The sequence below is a fragment of the Chlamydia poikilotherma genome (assembly GCF_900239975.1).
Classification (GTDB): Bacteria; Chlamydiota; Chlamydiia; order Chlamydiales; family Chlamydiaceae; genus Chlamydia; species Chlamydia poikilotherma.
Window position 1 is genome coordinate 270,547 of the sequence record NZ_LS992154.1, and the last position, 18,267, is coordinate 288,813.

Here is an 18,267-nt window from a genome sequence, read left to right on the forward strand (position 1 = left end):
CGGAAAGAAATGTCTTTGCGATTGAGAATTATTTTTCTCTGGATAAAATGAAGGGTTTTTAAAAAGGATGGGAAATATGCGAATTCCAAGAAGCGTTGGTACACACGACGGTTCTTTTCATGCTGATGAGGTCACAGCGTGTGCCTTGCTTATTTTATTTGATCTTGTTGATGAAGGGAAGATCATCCGTACGCGAAATCCTGAAAAACTCGCAGAATGTGAATATGTTTGTGATGTTGGCGGGATTTATTCTGTAGATCAAAAAAGATTTGATCATCACCAAGTATCCTACGAAGGACCTTGGAGTAGCGCAGGGATGATATTGGATTATCTCAAAAAGCAAAGGCTTATTGATTTAGAAGAATATCATTTTCTAAATCAGACCTTAATTCATGGTGTTGATGAACAAGATAACGGAAGGTTCTTCTCAAAAGAAGGCTTCTGTTCTTTTTCCGATATCATTAAAATATATAATCCTGAAGAAGGTAGGAATTCTTCGGATGCAGATTTCTTCTTCGCATTAAAATTTGCTATAGATTTACTGAAGCGTTTGAGAAATAAATTCCACTACGATCGCATGTGTAGAGACGTTGTCAGATCTGCTATGGAAAAAGATGAATTCTGTTTGTTTTTCGATCGGCCTTTAGCATGGCAGGAGAATTTCTTTTTCTTGGGTGGGGAACAACATCCCGCAGCATTTGTGTGTTTCCCAGCCTGTGATCAATGGATTCTTAGGGGCATCCCTCCGACCTTAGATAGACGCATGGAAGTTCGTATACCCTTCCCAGAAAGTTGGGCAGGACTCCTTGGTAAAGATCTCGAAGAGATAAGTGGTATCCCCGGAGCAATTTTTTGCCATAAGGGCCTATTTTTATCCGTTTGGGATAGCAAAGAACATTGCCGACGTGCTCTGCAATTGGCATTAGAAAATCGAGGATTAGTATGACCATTTTTGAAAAAATTATCGAAGGTTCAATAGAGTGCGAAAAAGTTTTTGAAAATGAGAATTTTATAGCTATTAAAGATCGTTTTCCCCAGGCTGCTATTCACTTATTAATCATTCCTAAGAAGCACATCGAAAGAGTGCAAGATATGCAAGAAGAGGACTTTCCTTTGCTTGCTGAGGCTGGAAAGATTATTCAGCAATTGGCAGAAGCTTTTGGTATTGCTGATGGATATCGTGTTGTGATCAATAATGGTGTCGAGGGGGGACAGAGCGTATTTCATTTACATATTCATCTTTTAGGTGGAAGCTCTTTAGGGGCTATTGCTTAATTTCCCTCTGTTTATTTACGCATGTCGCACAAGGATCACAGTCTTTGCGCCGACATTTGCTGATTCATGATTTCCCTGAAGCTATCAAGGAAGCTAAGATCCTTTTATCTTCTTCTGATTATTCATTTTCAGAGACGCGTCTTGCTTTGAGTGCATTCGCACAAGGGAAGGATTATACAACCTGGAATCAAGAATTTAATAAATCTCGTCAACGCTATCCACAACTTGCTAAAGATCGCGATACATTAGAAGATTTTGCTCAACAAATTCTCTGCGATGGAATCTCGCATCCTTCGATGACAGTTCGTGCTGTCAGTATTCTTGCTATAGGTCTCGCTAGAGACTTTCGCTTAGTTCCTTTAATATTATCTAGTCTTTCTGACGATAGTGTCGTGGTGCGAACATTAGCTCTACAGGTTGTTTTGCAATACGGGACACAGAGTTTAAAGGATGCTATTTGTAAGATTGCTCGTCATGACGAATCTATGCAGGTACGGATGATAGCATATCAGATTGCTGCAATGCTAGACATTGACGAATTGCTGCCCCATCTTCAAGAACGAGCAAATAATAAACTTGTTGATGGTGAGGAGCGTCGGGAAGCGTGGAAAGCATCTTTGATGCTTACCCCACAATTGCTCACAGGATCTAAAGTAAAAGAAGATATGGATCAGGCACTATTTGCCTGCGAGCTTTTGCGTCACGAAGGAGATGGAAAAGATGAAGATGTCCTCTTAGATTTATTATCCATTCAGTATCCTGAAGTACAGGAAACAGCTCTCCGCGCAGCGTTAGCTTGCGGGCGTGGGGTAAGCTGTGAATCAAGAAAAATTGCTGATCAAGTGCGCTATATTGCACAAACATCGCCATTTCCTAAAGTACGCTTGCAGGCAGCTGCAATATTATATCTTCAGGGAGATATTTTAGGTGAGGAGCTTTTAGTTAAAGGTTTACAATCTCCTTTCGCTTCTATTTGTGAAGCAGCTTCTGCTGCTGTATGCTCTTTAGGAATACGTGGGAAAGATCTTGCTAATAAATATCTGCATAGTGTGACTTCTAGAAAGGCAGCAGCAAATCTTGCGATTTTACTTCTTGTCAGTCGTACAAATATAGAAAAAGCAGGAGATGTGGTTGCTGATTTTATTTGTGATCCCGAAATGTGCTGGGCTATAGAACAATTTCTTTGGGATTCACAATGGAATCCTAAAAGTGCTGCTCTTCCTCTTTATTTTGATATGGTGAAAAGGGAAATTGGAAGAAAGCTTATCCGTTTATTGGCAGTAGCAAAATATAGTGCGGTTAAGAAAGTCACCGAAGATTTTCTTTCTAACCGTCAGCAGCAAGGATGGAGCTTTTTTTCAGGAGTATTTTGGGAGGAAGGAGATGAACAGACTGCACAAATATGGACAGCGGATAAGAGCTTCGCTTCTAAATTAGAATCGACATTAGCTACGTTATGTCAGAAAAAAAATAGAGAGTCCTTACATAAAGCTATAGATCTTTATCCTAAAAGTCGCTGGCAAGACAAACTTGCTATTTTAGAAGGCGTAGCATTTTCTGAAAACACAGAAGCGGTGGATTTCCTTCTAGAATGCTGTTATCATGAAACCCCTTCGCTACGCAGCGCAGCGGCAGGGGCTTTATTCGCTTTATTTAAGTAGGTCCGTTTCCGTCAGCTTGATTAGATTATCTAGAGGATTAGAAGGATCGGTAGCTACAGTATCTAGGTTTTCTTTATACTTTTGTAATTCTTCAATTAATGAAGATAGGGCGCGATCGCATTCTTCTTTAGAAAATAAAGATTTACACTGTTTTTCCAGAGCTTCTAAAAAACCATCTACAAGATTGATAATATTACAAATAAATTTTTTTAAATAAATGCTAGAATTCTTTTTAATATTTTTATTCTTCATGAATTAATTTTAATTTGTTTCTTTATCTCTTTATTTAAAATAATAAGGATTTTTTTCTATATTTTTTAAATATACAACGAGAAACAGGGGCTTTTTATAGATTTTTAAGAGGAATTGTTTTATATTTACGTGAAAGTCTAAAGCGCTAGGTTTTTTAGATATGCAAACATCATCTTTTTCTTTGAAAATGCTTCGCGCTTCCCTATTCTCTTTAAGCTTCCGCTACTCTGGTCGCTATCTCCATCGAATCTAAACTGTTTTTTTAAAGTAATTTTTTTTTGCTGAAGATTTGTGTTGTTTCTGTCTTATTTTGACAGTTGCTCTTTGGCGTATTTATTTTTTTTACAGTTGAGAGTTTCAAAATGAATTTTGGATTATTTTTAGGTTGTTTACTTGGTGTTCAAGCTTTTTGTTTATTTGTAGGCCGTAAGGGTGGTTCTACAGTTCAAGATCGCGAGGGGTATTTCCTAGCGGGAAGAAGTTTAAAAACATTTTCGCTAACAATGACATTTATTGCCACGCAGATTGGTGGTGGGGTCTTGCTCGGTGCTGCTGAAGAAGCTGCACGTTATGGTTACATGGTGATTTTGTACCCTTTAGGAGTAGCTTTAGGGTTAATACTACTTGGCGTTGGTCCCGGAAGGAAACTGGCTTCAGGATCTATTGTTACTGTCGTGACACTTTTTGAAAGTGTTTATAAGTCGAAAAAGCTGCGTAAAATGGCCTTTCTTCTTTCAGCATTATCTTTATTTTTTATTCTTGTAGCACAGATTGTGGCTTTGGATAAGCTGTTCAGTGTTTTTACTTATGGCAAGTATCTAACAGCTATTTTTTGGATAACTTTAGTATTTTATACATCTACGGGAGGATTTCGAGGCGTAGTAAGAACGGATATCATTCAGGCAATTTTCCTTCTTATTGCTGTGACTACCTGCGCTATTTCTGTTTGGTACCGCTCTTCTGAGTTTGCTCCTATACTCTCTAGTTCTGCATTCGAACCTTTACCAACGAGTAAACTTCCGGGATGGATTTTCATGCCTATGGTATTTATGATTGTTGAACAAGATATGGCGCAACGTTGTGTAGCAGCATCGTCACCACGACGTTTGCAATGGGCAGCAATACTTGCAGGTGTTGTCATTCTTCTGTTTAACTTTATCCCGTTATTTTTAGGATCTTTAGGAGCAAAACTTGGCATAGCTCAGGGTTGTGTACTTATTGATACAGTAGCCTATATTAGTGGCCCGTCACTAGCAGCTGTTATGGCAGCTGCAATTGGTGTAGCAATACTTTCTACAGCAGATTCGTTGATTAGTGCTGTTGCACAGCTTGTCAGCGAAGAAGTTCCTCAGATATCTTCGATAAACTATCGTTATTTGATTTGTATTATTGCTGTGTTAGCGCCCCTTACTGCTATGGGCTTTAGCAACATCGTAGATTTGCTGATGTTAAGTTATAGTCTTTCAGTGTGTTGTCTTTCCGTCCCGATAGGTGCAGCACTTCTTACACGTTATCAAGCTAGTCCTGCAGCAGCTTGGGCAGCGGTTCTTATAGGTGGAGGTGTCTATAGTTGTGGATATTTCATCACTATTCCTTTCTCTAGAGATTTGATTTCTTGGCTATGTTCACTGCTAGCATTTGTCTTTGTGGAAATTCTCTATGTATACAGTAGAAAGCCCTCAGAGGGGAAAGCCTAATCTTTGTCTAGGGAGATTTTGCGTTGATCTTATAATAGGGATATTCTCTGGGTTCACCCTCTTGTTTTTCAACAAGAAGGTGAGTTTCATTAATTAAGTTATCTTACGTCGGGATTCGGAAGTTGTTTTAAGCTAGAGAGAAGATCTATAAGAGAGGATAGGAAGGCTTGGAACAAAGGTTCATCGGAATGGTCGGATATGCCTCTGAGTAATTTTCTACAATAGTGAATCAGCCAATATAAGGCGTAAAATAGACATTGTAAAAGGTAGAGTTTGCATGTTTGTGTTACCATATACCTCCATGAAGAAAATACTCTTATTCCTTCATTGTTGTTTGGCAATCAAATAGTTAAAACAAACAAAATTTTTCAATTCAATTCTTTAAAAATTATAAATTTTCTTTTTAAAAAAGATTTAATATTTTTAATTTTAATTAAGTTGTTTTTAGATTTAATTCTAAACAGAGTGAGTTGGTTAGGCATTCCCTAAAGCTTAGATATGGGGTGAGAGAATATTTAATTCCCAATTTTTTGGTAGATAGAATTCGCGTACTCTTCTCTTATGGAAGAGAATAAATCCGTAAGTTCTTCGGGAGTGATATGCTGTTTCCCATCACAAAGAGCTTTTTCTGGATCTTCATGCATTTCTATCATTAATCCGTCAGCACCTACAGCCATAGCGGCTTTTGCGAGAGGCACTACTAATGAGCGTTTTCCTGCAGCATGAGAAGGATCAACAATTACTGGAAGAGGACAAATTTCCTTAAGGAGAGCAACTGTATTTAGATCTAGTGTGTACCGTGTCGACATTTCAAAAGTGCGTATGCCACGTTCACAAAGAATTACTCCGGGACATGTCGGAGAGTTAAGTAGATATTCAGCTGAGCATAGCCATTCTTCTATAGTTGCGGAAGGATGACGTTTGAGAATAATTGGACGGTGACTTTGGCTAGCTTCTTGAAGCAAAACAAAGTTTTGCATATTCCTTGCACCTATACGAAGAATATCAACATTTTCCGATGTGATTTCTACATCTCGAACGTCTAAAATTTCTGTTTCTGTGAGTAATCCATGAATACGCTGAGCTTCTTTATGCCAGATAACTTTTTCTTTTCCCCATCCTTGGAAGGTATAGGGGCTCGTTCTAGGTTTCCTTATTGACCCTCTCAATACCGTAGCTCCTGCTGCTTTAGCAGCAAGGCCTATAGCTACTGTGTGTTCATAGCTTTCTAGAGTGCACGGACCTGCGATGAGGAGAGGATTGCCCTCCCCTACAGATATTTCCGAAGATAGAGGAAGGGTAATATTTGGATCTTTAAGGGATCGTTTTAACGCGTGAGGTAGAGGGTAGGTAGTCGTAAGAATAAGAAAGCTTCCCTTAATTTATCATGATTCTATGGATTTCCGGAATTTCCTGCTCTCGTAGTGTCGTTAGCATCTTTTGGTAGTAAACAGTTGTAATGGTTATTAGCGCGTAGAACAAAAATTTCCGCTTGCTGTTCTGGAGTATAGTCCATCTGGAAGAACCCGTAGCTATTTGCCAGCGGTGTCAATTGGCGTACAGTTTGTGTTAAACTTCCATCTGCTAAATATTGACAAAGCGCTAGAGAGCCTAAAGCGGAAGAAATAGCAGAAATATGCTCATCTTCTGCTTGCGTGTTTACAGAGTTAAACATACGCATAAGATTTCGAATGTCCATAGTATTCAGATCATGGATAAAGGATTGAGATGCTTCTGGATATGCATTTCCTCGGCGTACTAAAGAAAACAGGAAGGCTCTTTGCAAATTATTATAGGTGGTTATTTTCTCAAAGTTTGCCCAGAATAATACAGTCCAGCGGTCAAAGTTGCTCACGATCCTCGTTTTCATGCGCGTTGTTTGCTCATTAATATAAGCAGTTAACTTAGTTGTCAAACCTGTAATATTATCTAAAATGTGATGATGTGAATGCAAGAAACTATAGAGTAAAATGTCTGGAGTGAGTGTTTGACTGAATGGTCTAGTGGCATTTTGAGGTGTGGCCCTATATCCTACTATATCTAGATGTTGAATAAAGTTTTCCCACAGCTCAGGATAGTTTACCTGTACATCTTGAATTAGGGCAGAAACTCTTGCTGGATTTCCTGAATCCATAATTTGGAAGAAATCATTTCTCATGGTTTGGCAGAGAGAAAGCGCTGTAGGATCCCTAGCTAGGAAGGATAATGTTGTTTCAATAGTTTGAGTATTAACGTCATTTCCAAATGTAGGACCGAACCAACAGAAGGTTCCAAAAATGCTTCCTCCTGTAGATAAAACGCGATGCGCATTTATACTCTTTCGCAAAGCTTGTTGCAGATGCGGTTGATAAAGTAACATAATTTGCTTTGCAGCATTTCCTGTAGCTCGATTTTGAAGTAGAGAAGGATATTGCAATAGGAAGAAGAACATCTTTATTCCCTCTGCATATGTCTTGTCTTGAGAGTTTCTTGAAGTCTCTAATTCTAATCCCGCAAATATTGGAGATGCACTCATTTCAAAGTATGATGCTGTTAAATTAGCACTTTGGTTAATGTGTCGTAAAATAGTATCTAGAGTAGTTCTTAACTGTGCTTCAGGAAGAGTTTGGAGCGTACTTTGCATTAATTTGGCGATGATTCTGTAGGTAAGACCTAATTGTACAATAGTTTGTGAAGATTTAAAGCCATCACAGAGAGCAAGAGCAACCTCAATTAGGCTTCCGGCCTGTTTTTGAGACCAGGAGGCTTGTAACTTTGCATTAAGTGCTGCAGCTTTTCCTCCGTTCCATCCTAAAAATTCTGCTAGGGTTGTGTCATTTCCTAAAACGCCTTCAAATACGGTTTTTGCTTGTCCTAGGAAGTCAGAACATAAATTATTATTTGCTGCGCATGAAGGATGCGAAAGAAGGAAAGAAACAAGAATTAGCGGTGTAGGTAGGTGAATATTGGGTCTTGTTGTAGCGACAGCCTGGAAGAATTTTTGGTAGTGTCCTTGAATTTCTGGAGGAAGATTTTGTATTAAGGATCTAACACTTTCTTCAGTTAAATTTCCAGAAACTAAGATGGCAGTCATGCTGTTCATAAGCTCATTTAATGATGCTTGAAACCGCACAGCTTCCTGCTGTTGTGCCTGAGGTAATTGTTGAATATCTTGATCATTGAGCAGTAATTGCGATAGGAACTCTAAAGTAAGTTCTACCTGTTTTGCAGCTCCTGTTATCGGTAGCATATTGCCACGGAAGATATGATTTAAAATAGGGCTAGACGGTTCTGTTTGGATAATCTTCCTTAGAGAATCTGCTAACATTTCCGGAGCTTCTACCATCTGACCTAAGATTAAAGCACGAACGTTTTCTGCTCCTCCCATACTCGTTATACGATTTTCATCCATGGTGAAAAGAGCAAGATTTTTTAAATAGGAAATCGCTACAGGTGTGTGTATAGGGGAAAGAAGGATATGATCATACAGGTCTTTGATATTTGGATGACCTTGGCAGGACCGGATAATTTGAGCCATTTGCTCAGATAACAATTGGTTTCTTATCGATGATTGTGCAAAGGGGAGTCCTAAAATACGCTGAGCCTCGTTTTCGAATGCTTGAGGATTTCCACGGCGGCTTAACGAACACAACCAGCCTATATAGAAAGAACGGTAGAAACAGTTTCCATCTCCTGGAACATCAACAAGATAATAGTTGGCATCTAGGTGTTTTAATTGATTTAACAATAGATTAGCGACTTGAGTATTTTCACTCTGAGGACTTCCTGTACGTATGATATTCTCCAAATCTCTTATCATAATTTCGAAATTCGATTGAATACGTTTAGGATATGTGGCTACGAATAGAGGATTAAGAATTTGCGTTGCTGTGATAGTTAAACGTGCGCTATTTGGAGCTAACCCCTGCTCATTAAAATTGGCCATAGCCTCTAAAGATTTTCGATCTACACCTGAGGGTAAGACCCCTAGCCTTTGCATGCGATCTACAATCTCGGTTAGAGTGGGCAATCCCGGTATTGATCTGAGAGTCGGTGCTGGTGTTGCTACGGGAGGGCCTGCTGGAGGAACCGTAGGGGGTGTTGTGTCTACTGGTTGTACCGGTGTTTGTGGTGCTGGAGAGACAGGTCGTTGTCCTGGAGTAGGTGTTGTGGGAGGAAGATCCAGGGAAGCTTTGGTAATGGGTGGCGTAGGAGCTGCTTGTGGTGTTGTGTCTGCTGGTTGTACCGGTGTTTGTGGTGTTGGAGAGACAGGTTGTTGTCCTGGAGTAGGTGTTGTGGGATGAGGAAGATCTGGCGAGGTTTGGGTAACGGATGGTTGTTGGGGTTGAGGTGTAGGGCTTCTTCTTGGAGAGACAGGAGATGCTGTTGGATGAGGTGTCGGAGTTTGTGGTTGTACGGGGATAACGGGTATAGAGGTCTCTTCTATTGCATGATTAGTGCAATAATGGAAAAGTAAGAGAAGACCTAATGTAATAATATGTAATAGCACATAGGCAACCAATCTCAGAGCTCTAATACATAGAGGATCCTGTGGGTTGGTTTGTAGGTGATAAAGATTATTTCTTCCTGGAGGAGGGCAGGAAGGAGGCGTAGAAGATGGTGAGCTCATAATTGAATTTGTTTTATATAACTACATACCTACTCGCTATCGATGTCAATTAATTTAAAAGCATATTCGAGTTTGCTGATTTATTGTTTCGTATGTAAAGTATAGCATATTTTTAGTTATTCTAGCATAGTTTTTATGAAACAGTTTATTTTTTGCCTCCGAGCCTTGTTTTGTGCATTTTGTTTACTCTTAGTTGGTTGTAATTCTTCTTCTGAGAGAGATAAAATTTGGGTAGTAGGGACGAATGCGACCTACCCACCTTTTGAATTTATTGATGAAAACGGCAAGGTTGTGGGTTTTGATATAGATCTAGCGGATGCTATTAGCAAAAAATTAGATAAGCAATTGAAAGTCATGGAGTTCTCTTTCGATGCATTAATTTTAAATCTGAAGAAACATCGTATAGACGCTATTTTATCGGGAATGTCGATTACCAGATCGCGTCAAAAAGAAATTGCTATGATTCCCTATCATGGAGAAGGTGTTTGCGATTTGACCATTGTGTCTAAACACCCTATAGGGAAAGAAGAGATTCTTCCACTATCTAAATACTCCTCAGTTGCTGTGCAAACGGGAACTTTCCATGAAGATTACCTGTTATCTTTACCTCGGGTTTGTGTGCGTTCTTTCGACAGTACTTTAGAGGTGCTAATGGAAGTTGGTTGTAAAAAATCTCCCATAGCTGTTCTTGAACCTTCTGTTGCTCGTGTAATATTGAAAGAGTTCCCCGACTTATATACGACAACTATAGATCTTCCTGAAGATTGGTGGGTTTTAGGTTGTGGCTTAGGAATTGCGAAAGATCGTCCTGAACATGTAGAAGAAGTCCAAAAGGCTTTAGATGAACTGCGAGCAGATGGCACCCTTCCTGAATTAGAAAAGAAATGGGGTTTAGATCAAAAAAATTATTAATATTTCTTTTGTTAAGAAGAATCTTCGTCTCAGAATATTCTTCTTGACTATCTTTTAAATAGTAATTTTCTTTTTAAAATCTATATTTGGATTCTTACTTCTTCAGTTTCTTAGTATAAAATTAATTTATGTATATTTTTATAAACTCTTATAATTTGATCTTTTCTATTCTTTTTGTTATTTTTTCTTTCTGATTATTTTAAGGGGCTGTGTATGTTTGGTTCCTTCCCGTGTTATCCTGGTTTCAAGGATAGCACTCAATATGCTAGCACGCATTTTTATTGTTCTTCTTGTGAGAGTGTCGTGCAACCCAGTGAGGTTTCTATCCTTGTCGTGGGTAGCGATGGTCATCCCAGTGGAGTGGCTCCTGTTTTGCGATGTAAAGAGCATCCGATTAAGGGGACATATTCTTCAGGGCCTTTGACCACATTATGGGGATTGCATCCTAAAGATGCCGACGCTATTGTTGTTCGTGAGCAAATGCGCAGCGTATGTTTTCGTGTGCGTAATTTAGATATTTGCTCTTTATTGAGTTTTCTTGGGGGAGGAATTCTACTTCTTTCAGGAATTGTTCTTGGTGTGATTGTTTCTGCTCCTGTGATTCCTGGTTTACATCACTGGTGTTTTTCTGGAATTCTATTAGGTGTCGGCTTGATCTTATGTTTGGTTGGAGTAATTCTTAATTATTTTTCACGGGCGCGTGTTCGGGAATGGCTAAGCCTTTCAAAGGATTATACAGAACGTTGTGAACTTGTTCACGTTCAGGACGGTACAGAAAAGTATGTCGTGCTTACAGACTTCCCCCCTTCATGTCATTTGCTGGATCCTATATTAGCTAATAATTCTCTTCCTCCTCCCCCAATCTCTCTGCCTATTTTTGAACCTACATCTTCAGAGCCCGCTTCTTCTTTTTCTTAATTTTCTAGACAGTTACAATTTCGTTTTTAGGAATGTGTTGGGGATTGTCTGTGAGAAAAGAGAACCGAGGAGATTTTTCATCAGGTAAATTAATCTTTTTAGGATCAGGAAATCCTGAGGGGATTCCTGTTGCCTTTTGTTCCTGTGCTATTTGCACAGGAAAGCAAATACGACGTTTACGTCCTTCCGTGCTTATTGAATGGGGAGGAAAGAATTTTCTTATTGATGTTGGTCCGGATTTTCGACAACAAATGTTAGAGAATAATATTCAAAAACTTGATGGAGTATTTCTTACTCATCCGCACTACGATCATATTGGGGGTATTGATGATTTACGTGTTTGGTATGTCATGCATCAGCGTTCTCTCCCCGTTGTTCTTTCTGCATTTACTTATAAATATCTTTGCAAAGCTCGTGAGCATATTGTCTTCCCTCAAGGTGGTGACGCCACGCTTCCCGCTTCTTTAGATTTTACTATTTTAAATGAAGCCTATGGTGAGAACACATTTTTAGATCTTCCGTATACTTACGTTTCCTATTATCAAAAATCTTGTGAAGTTATGGGGTACCGTTTTGGGAACCTCGCTTATCTTACCGATATGAACAGGTATGACAAGGAAATTTTTAGTTATCTCTCTGGGGTGGACACTCTAATTCTATCTGTTTCCCCCAATCAACCTCCCGGAGCTTTTTCCGGACGTGGATACGCACATTTTACTATAAGTCAGGCAGAAGATTTTGCTTCCTATGTTGGAGCAAAGAAATTGATCATCACACATATCAGCCATAACTTACAAAAAGAGCTCGCAGATTATTCTGATAAGGTGTCTGCTTATGATGGTATGGAAGTTCCCTGGTCTTTATAAGGATAGATAATGAAAAAAAAGTCTAAAGAAGAGAAAAAGAGTCGTGAGAGTGCTTTAGGATGGCGTTTCTCTCTTCCTAGAGAAGAGCAAGATCCTTCTCAAGCTTTAGCAGTTTCTTGTTATACAGGAAAAGCTGATCAAAAGAATGTTCAAGAACATAGCGAGGAGCTAGTTTCTCTTGCTGAATCGTGCGATATCACAGTATTGGAAACACGTTCATGGATTTTGCGTACGCCATCATCTTCAACGTATTTAAATGAAGGGAAGCTTTTAGAAATAGAGGAGATTTTACAAGCATTTCCTACTATTGGCACTTTGATAGTTGATGAAGAAATTACTGCTTCACAACAGAGAAACCTGGAGAAACGTTTAGGCCTTGTTGTTTTAGATCGTACGGAGTTGATATTAGAAATTTTTGCTAGCCGTGCCTTTACAGCAGAAGCTGGGCTTCAAGTGGAATTGGCACGTGCACGTTATCTTCTTCCTCGATTGAAGAGAATGTGGGGCCACTTATCACGTCAAAAATCTGGAGGCGGTAGTGGTGGAGGGTTCGTTAAAGGAGAAGGAGAGAAACAAATCGAGCTCGATAGAAGGATGATTCGTGAAAGAATTCACAAATTGACTTCTGATCTTAAATCTGTAGAAAAACAAAGGAAGGAGCGTCGTAAGGCTAAGGAAAAACGAGGAATTCCTTCATTTGCTTTGATTGGCTATACCAACTCTGGAAAGAGCACGTTATTGAATCTTTTAACCTCTGCAGAAGCTTATGCAGAAGATAAGCTATTTGCTACCCTAGATCCTAAAACTCGTAGATGTATTCTTCCTAGTGGGCAGCGTGTTCTCGTTACAGATACAGTAGGATTTATCCGTAAATTACCCCATACTCTCGTCGCAGCATTTAAAAGTACTTTAGAAGCTGCTTTACATGAAGATGTTTTACTTCATGTTGTTGATGCTTCACATCCTCTAGCTTTTGAGCATATAGAGACAACGAAAGCAATACTAGAAGAATTAGGAATCGATCATCCTAAAATCATTACAGTATTAAATAAGATCGATGAGTTTCCTGATGGTAAAGCATCTACGAAACTTCGTTTATTATCTCCACGTGCTGTATTAGTCTCTGCAAAAACTGGAGAGGGAATTCAAAATCTTCTTGAAGCAATGACAGATATTATTACCCAAGGATGCCCTGAGGTGACATTAAAATTTTCTTATAAAGACTATGGGAAATTTACCGAGCTTTATGATGCAGGATTAGTACTTTCACATCGCTGTAAAGATGATATTTTAATTGTAGAGAGCTATCTGCCAAAAGAATTGGAGAAGAAGTATCAACCGTTTATTTCTCGTTCTTCTCAAAGGAAAAAAGAAGATTAAATTTTATGTTAGAAGGTTTTTACAGGCTAATAAGAAAAAGAGAATCTTTATTAGTGAGTAAAAGTAGGGATACTTTAGAATACTGTCTTCTTATTTTTTTCAGATCTTGCTAGAAACTTATGACAGTTGTAGAAGTAAAGGGAACGTTTAAGCTTGTTTGTTTAGGATGTCGTGTAAATCAATATGAAATTCAAAGTTATCGAGATCAGCTGAATTTCCTGGGCTATCGCGAAATTACCGACCCTGAGGTTCCTTGTGACTTATGTATTGTCAATACGTGTGCTGTTACAGGATCTGCAGAGAGTTCAGGACGTCATGCCATACGTCAAATTTGTAGACAAAATCCTAATGCTTTCTTAGTCGTTACAGGCTGTTTAGGAGAGGCTGACAAAGAATTTTTCAAGTCTTTAGAAAGGCAGTGCCTTCTTGTCTCCAATAAGGAAAAACATCAATTAATGGAGAAGATTTTTCCCTCCATTCACGATCTTCCTGAGTTTCGTATTCGTAGTTTTGAGGGGAAATCGCGAGCTTTTATTAAAGTTCAGGATGGGTGCAATTCCTTTTGTTCGTATTGCATTATTCCTTATTTGCGTGGTAGGTCACGTTCGCGACCTATTCAGGAGATCCTCGAAGAAATTTCTGGATTAGTTTCTCAGGGATATCGAGAAGTTGTCATTGCTGGAATTAACGTTGGTGATTATCAAGATGAGGGAAAATCTTTAGCGCATCTTATCCGTCAGGTAGATGAGATTGAAGGTATAGAAAGAATACGGATTTCTTCTATAGATCCCGAAGATGTTCAGGAAGATCTTAGGGATATTTTACTTTTAGGAAAGCATACCTGCCATTCTTCACATCTCGTTTTGCAATCGGGATCTAATGCGATTTTAAAACGTATGAATCGCAAATATTCAAGAAGTGATTTTTTAGATTGTGTAGATGCTTTGCGTTCTGTGGATCCTAAATATGCTTTCACGACAGATGTGATTGTTGGATTTCCAGGTGAGACAGATCAAGATTTTGAAGATACCCTACGGATTATTGAAGATGTGGGTTTTATCAAAATACATATTTTTCCTTTCAGCCCTAGAGAGCGAACCAAGGCTTATACGTTCTCTTCTCAACTACCTCAATCTGTAATTAATGAAAGAAAGAAGTATCTTGCTGAAGTTGCAAAAGAAGTGGCGCGTAAGGAGACTGCGCAGCGTATCGGAGAAACTCTTTCTGTACTTGTTGAAAGGATTGATGAGGGCATAGCCTACGGGCATTCTCCATATTTTGATATGGTAGGCTTTCCTGCAGATCCTAATGTAGCTGTGAATACGTTAATAGATGTATGTATAGAGGCTATTGAAGAAGATACGCTTAAAGGAAAACGTGTATGATTAAAATAACTCAGAATTTTAAGCCTTATACGTTGATTCCTGGAACATTTATGCCTATTCCAGGATCTGAACTTTATGCTCAGATATTTCCTACATTATGGCGTATATTTTCTGCTTCTCATGAACTTCTTGATGAAGGTCATATAGAAGCTCAAGGACCTTTAAAACGCTTTGTTGTTTTCCAAGATCTACATCGCGGAGGATTAGCCGTTGCTTGTGAGCAATATAAATACTACATTCTTCCTTCTGGGAAAAAGGTAAATTCTTTGAAAGGTCATCTACCATTTGCGGACTCTGCAGAACCACTACTTTCTTTAGGAGTGCATAAACACGCGGATCTGCATAAGATTCGCTGTCGTAGGGATTTAAAAGAGGTCCTTCCTTTATTGCTGCGACTTAGTTCTCTTACTCCTGCTTCTTCAAGAGATGAGGAATATTTAAAGAAGGGAAGTGGAAAATTATTTATTGATGCCTATCAAAAGATTCAAGCAAGAAGTAAGACAGAGATCTATTCAGCGTTATCTTCTTTGTATCTTGCGGGATTCTCTGAGAATCTTTTGCCTAGAGTATACGATACTGAATATCAGGGAATTCTTAACGAACTTCCTAAAAAAAACATACGTGAAAATATTCCTTTTGCATTGCTTTCCTATAGTATGTCTATGCTAAGTGATCTCTTTATTTTGCGTGATAAGGAGATTGTAGAAATCCTTCCCTCCTTACCTCCAGAGTTTCCTTGTGGGAGGTTTGTCAATGTCTATCTTCAAGGAATAGGAAAGTTCTCTTTGGAATGGAGTAAAAAGACAATCCGTCGTGTTTGTTTGCATGCTGAGGAAGTAACGCCTTTACTTTTGGGTTTTTCTCCAGAATTATCTCATTGTCGTTTACGCCAATGGGAAAAGAAACAGTTAGTAAATTCTTCTAAGATTTCTTTAGGAGAAAGTATGGAGATAAAAGCAGGAACTACGTATTTATGGGATTGTTTCCATAAGTAAGCTAGTTTCCTAATGGTCGAGAGGATTTTAAACTCTGAAGATATTTCCTTGTTAATTTCTGGCAGGGAGAGTAATCCTCATAAGTTTTTGGGGATTATTTCTGAGAGTTCTTCACAAGATAGAATTATTCTTTTTCGACCGGGAGCATATTCTGTAGCTGTCGAGCTTCAAGGAAATCTCGAGCATGCTACGCATCATCATTCAGGGATATTTTCTCTACCTACTCCTAAGGGAATTCTCCCCCATGATTATCGCATTTATCATCAAAATGGCTTACTAGCTCATGATCCCTATGCCTTTTCTCCTTTATGGGGAGAGGTGGACTCCTTTTTATTTCATCAGGGTACTCACTATAAAATTTATGAGCGTATGGGAGCCATTCCCTGTGATATTCTAGGAATTTCTGGAGTTCTTTTCGTTGTATGGGCTCCACATGCACAACGTGTTTCTGTAGTTGGAGATTTTAACTATTGGAATGGTTTAATTAATCCTTTACGTAAGGTTTCTGATTCTGGAGTTTGGGAGTTGTTTATTCCTGGTCTTGATGAGGGAACGCTATACAAATGGGAAATCGTTAGTGCTTCCGGAGAGGTTCTTATCAAAACTGACCCTTACGGGAAAAGTTTTGACAAACCTCCCCAAGTTACATCGCGAGTTGTAAATAGCGATCGTTATATTTGGCACGATATAAAATGGATGGAAAATCGTAGTAATGCAAAAGATCAACCTTTAGCTATTTACGAGGTGCATGTAGGCTCTTGGCAATGGGATAATAGTAGACCTTTAGGTTATCGAGAACTAGCGAAGAGATTGGCTCACTATTGTAAAGAAATGCGTTATACACATGTGGAGCTCTTGCCAATCACAGAGCATCCTTTAAATGAGTCTTGGGGTTATCAGGTAACGGGATATTATGCACCCACATGGCGGTACGGATCTTTTCAAGATTTTCAGTTTTTTGTTGATCATCTCCATAGTGAAGGTATTGGAGTGATTTTAGATTGGGTGCCGGGCCATTTCCCTACAGATTCTTTTGCTTTAGCTTCTTTCGATGGGGAGGCTCTTTATGAGTCGGTAGATCATAAAGAACCCCTACATCCTCATTGGCATACCTATACTTTCGATTATCGCTGTAGTGAGGTTGTAAACTTCCTTTTGGGAAGCGCTTTGTTTTGGCTAGATAAAGTGCATATCGATGGTTTACGCGTGGATGCTGTGACTTCGATGCTGTATTTAGACTATGGGAGAAAAGAGGGAGAGTGGTCTCCAAATATTTACGGAGGCAAAGAAAATCTTGATGCTATTGAATTTATCAAACATTTTAACTCTGTAGTGCATAGAGAATTTCCCGGAGTATTGACGTTTGCCGAAGAGTCTACAGATTTTCCCAGGGTTACAGAATCCGTAAATTCTGGAGGTTTAGGGTTTGATTATAAGTGGAATTTAGGATGGATGCATGATACCTTTCGTTATGTCAAAGTTGATCCTGTATTTCGTTCTTATCATCATAATGATCTGACGTTTAGTTTGTGGTATGCTTTTAACGAAAGGTATCTTCTACCTCTCTCTCACGATGAAGTTGTTCATGGTAAGGGTAGCCTATTGCAAAAATTTCCCGGAGATACATGGACAAAATTTGCCCATATGCGTTTATTGCTAAGCTATCAGATATGCCAGCCTGGAAAAAAACTTATATTTATGGGAGGGGAATTCGCTCAATGGAAAGAGTGGTCTCCAGATAGCTCTTTAGATTGGCATTTATTAGACAATCCTTATCATGCCTCTTTGCACAAATGCATGGCAAAGATAAATGCCTTATATTGTGATCTTCCCTATTTTTGGAAAGGAGATGATAAACGAGAGTCTTTCCTTTGGGTAGATTTTAAAGATACCGAAAACAACGTAATTTCCTATTATAGATTTTCAGGAGAGGATCGTAGTAGCGCTTTACTATGTGTTCATCATTTCAGCTCAGGATATTTTCCTTCTTACGTTCTACATTGCCAAGGCATTAAAACATGTGAGTTGCTCTTTAACAGTGATGATATAAGCTTTGGTGGCTCAGGAAAAGGCAATCGCTTACCTACACTATGTATAGATCATAACTTTTCTTGGGGAATTGATATAGAGCTTCCCCCTCTAGCAACTCTAATTTTTCAAGTTGGCTTCTTAAAATAAGACATTTTTATTTTTTAATTATATTTAAATAATTTCCATTGATTTTGTTGCGTTTTATTTAATTAATTGGTCAATGTTTGATATCCGAATTTGTGATTATAATTAATTAATAACAAATTTTATTTTTTGTTTTTTAATT

General features: G+C 38.7%; 15 protein-coding genes. 11 read left to right on the forward strand and 4 right to left on the reverse strand.

Annotated features, from left to right (window positions below; genetic code table 11):
- The first annotated feature begins 76 nt into the window (after positions 1-76).
- Genes C10C_RS01325 through C10C_RS01335 form a run of 3 tightly spaced genes read left to right on the forward strand, consistent with a single transcriptional unit; the run spans position 77 to position 2,936 of the window.
- Entirely contained in the window at positions 77-946 is an 870-nt protein-coding gene (locus tag C10C_RS01325) for an MYG1 family protein (RefSeq protein ID WP_117273961.1), read from the forward strand.
- Positions 943-1,275, forward strand: coding sequence for a histidine triad nucleotide-binding protein (locus C10C_RS01330; RefSeq protein WP_117273964.1), 333 nt, complete (start codon positions 943-945; stop codon positions 1,273-1,275). The genes C10C_RS01325 and C10C_RS01330 overlap by 4 nt, the downstream gene beginning before the upstream one ends.
- A gap of 44 nt (positions 1,276-1,319) precedes the next feature.
- On the forward strand, positions 1,320-2,936 hold the full coding sequence (locus tag C10C_RS01335; RefSeq protein ID WP_117273967.1) for a HEAT repeat domain-containing protein: 1,617 nt from the start codon (positions 1,320-1,322) through the stop codon (positions 2,934-2,936).
- Here C10C_RS01335 and C10C_RS01340 read toward each other — a convergent pair.
- Positions 2,925-3,188 carry a hypothetical protein gene (locus tag C10C_RS01340; RefSeq protein ID WP_117273970.1) on the reverse strand — a complete coding sequence of 88 codons (264 nt, stop codon included), beginning with the start codon at positions 3,186-3,188 and terminating at the stop codon, positions 2,925-2,927. The genes C10C_RS01335 and C10C_RS01340 overlap by 12 nt on opposite strands.
- Before the next feature lie 362 nt (positions 3,189-3,550).
- Here C10C_RS01340 and C10C_RS01345 point away from each other — a divergent pair, with 362 nt between their 5' ends.
- On the forward strand, positions 3,551-4,885 hold the full coding sequence (locus C10C_RS01345) for a sodium:solute symporter family protein (protein ID WP_117273972.1): 1,335 nt from the start codon (positions 3,551-3,553) through the stop codon (positions 4,883-4,885).
- A 98-nt stretch (positions 4,886-4,983) separates the two neighbouring features.
- On the opposite strand, the gene C10C_RS01350 is transcribed toward C10C_RS01345, so the two are convergent.
- The 3 genes from C10C_RS01350 to C10C_RS01360 form a co-directional block, all read right to left on the reverse strand.
- Entirely contained in the window at positions 4,984-5,178 is a 195-nt protein-coding gene (locus C10C_RS01350; RefSeq protein WP_117273975.1) for a hypothetical protein, read from the reverse strand.
- Positions 5,179-5,400: 222 nt separating this feature from the next.
- Positions 5,401-6,249 carry a 3-deoxy-7-phosphoheptulonate synthase gene (gene aroF, locus C10C_RS01355; protein WP_174222242.1) on the reverse strand — a complete coding sequence of 283 codons (849 nt, stop codon included), beginning with the start codon at positions 6,247-6,249 and terminating at the stop codon, positions 5,401-5,403.
- A 29-nt stretch (positions 6,250-6,278) separates the two neighbouring features.
- Positions 6,279-9,494 carry a hypothetical protein gene (locus C10C_RS01360; protein WP_117273982.1) on the reverse strand — a complete coding sequence of 1,072 codons (3,216 nt, stop codon included), beginning with the start codon at positions 9,492-9,494 and terminating at the stop codon, positions 6,279-6,281.
- A gap of 135 nt (positions 9,495-9,629) precedes the next feature.
- Between C10C_RS01360 and C10C_RS01365 the strand changes: the two genes are divergently transcribed.
- The 7 genes from C10C_RS01365 to glgB all read left to right on the forward strand — a co-directional run bounded on the left by C10C_RS01365 (position 9,630) and on the right by glgB (position 18,128).
- Positions 9,630-10,406, forward strand: coding sequence for a transporter substrate-binding domain-containing protein (locus C10C_RS01365; RefSeq protein ID WP_117273995.1), 777 nt, complete (start codon positions 9,630-9,632; stop codon positions 10,404-10,406).
- Between the two features lie 213 nt (positions 10,407-10,619).
- The gene (locus C10C_RS01370; protein ID WP_117273997.1) at positions 10,620-11,324 is read left to right on the forward strand and encodes a hypothetical protein; all 705 of its coding nucleotides are present in this window, start codon (positions 10,620-10,622) and stop codon (positions 11,322-11,324) included.
- 50 nt (positions 11,325-11,374) lie between these two features.
- A complete protein-coding gene (locus tag C10C_RS01375) occupies positions 11,375-12,190 on the forward strand; it encodes an MBL fold metallo-hydrolase (RefSeq protein WP_174222219.1) in 816 nt (271 codons plus the stop codon).
- 9 nt (positions 12,191-12,199) lie between these two features.
- Positions 12,200-13,570, forward strand: coding sequence for a GTPase HflX (hflX, locus tag C10C_RS01380; protein WP_117274002.1), 1,371 nt, complete (start codon positions 12,200-12,202; stop codon positions 13,568-13,570).
- A gap of 119 nt (positions 13,571-13,689) precedes the next feature.
- Positions 13,690-14,955: a tRNA (N(6)-L-threonylcarbamoyladenosine(37)-C(2))-methylthiotransferase MtaB gene (gene mtaB / locus C10C_RS01385; RefSeq protein ID WP_117274005.1), complete on the forward strand. Its 1,266-nt coding sequence runs from the start codon at positions 13,690-13,692 to the stop codon at positions 14,953-14,955.
- The gene (locus C10C_RS01390; RefSeq protein WP_117274007.1) at positions 14,952-15,950 is read left to right on the forward strand and encodes a hypothetical protein; all 999 of its coding nucleotides are present in this window, start codon (positions 14,952-14,954) and stop codon (positions 15,948-15,950) included. The genes mtaB and C10C_RS01390 overlap by 4 nt, the downstream gene beginning before the upstream one ends.
- A 12-nt stretch (positions 15,951-15,962) precedes the next feature.
- Complete coding sequence (glgB, locus tag C10C_RS01395) at positions 15,963-18,128, forward strand: 1,4-alpha-glucan branching protein GlgB (RefSeq protein ID WP_117274010.1); 2,166 nt, start codon at positions 15,963-15,965, stop codon at positions 18,126-18,128.
- The last annotated feature ends 139 nt before the right edge of the window (positions 18,129-18,267 follow it).

Bases quoted from the DNA above. Each gene is read 5' to 3' on its own strand.
- glgB (WP_117274010.1), top strand. From the start codon at position 15,963: ATGGTCGAGAGGATTTTAAACTCTGAAGATATTTCCTTGTTAATTTCT.
- C10C_RS01390 (WP_117274007.1), top strand. From the start codon at position 14,952: ATGATTAAAATAACTCAGAATTTTAAGCCTTATACGTTGATTCCTGGA.
- C10C_RS01350 (WP_117273975.1), bottom strand. From the start codon at position 5,178: ATGGTAACACAAACATGCAAACTCTACCTTTTACAATGTCTATTTTAC.
- C10C_RS01360 (WP_117273982.1), bottom strand. From the start codon at position 9,494: ATGAGCTCACCATCTTCTACGCCTCCTTCCTGCCCTCCTCCAGGAAGA.
- C10C_RS01365 (WP_117273995.1), top strand. From the start codon at position 9,630: ATGAAACAGTTTATTTTTTGCCTCCGAGCCTTGTTTTGTGCATTTTGT.
- C10C_RS01345 (WP_117273972.1), top strand. From the start codon at position 3,551: ATGAATTTTGGATTATTTTTAGGTTGTTTACTTGGTGTTCAAGCTTTT.
- C10C_RS01340 (WP_117273970.1), bottom strand. From the start codon at position 3,188: ATGAAGAATAAAAATATTAAAAAGAATTCTAGCATTTATTTAAAAAAA.
- C10C_RS01370 (WP_117273997.1), top strand. From the start codon at position 10,620: ATGTTTGGTTCCTTCCCGTGTTATCCTGGTTTCAAGGATAGCACTCAA.
- C10C_RS01325 (WP_117273961.1), top strand. From the start codon at position 77: ATGCGAATTCCAAGAAGCGTTGGTACACACGACGGTTCTTTTCATGCT.
- C10C_RS01330 (WP_117273964.1), top strand. From the start codon at position 943: ATGACCATTTTTGAAAAAATTATCGAAGGTTCAATAGAGTGCGAAAAA.
- mtaB (WP_117274005.1), top strand. From the start codon at position 13,690: ATGACAGTTGTAGAAGTAAAGGGAACGTTTAAGCTTGTTTGTTTAGGA.
- hflX (WP_117274002.1), top strand. From the start codon at position 12,200: ATGAAAAAAAAGTCTAAAGAAGAGAAAAAGAGTCGTGAGAGTGCTTTA.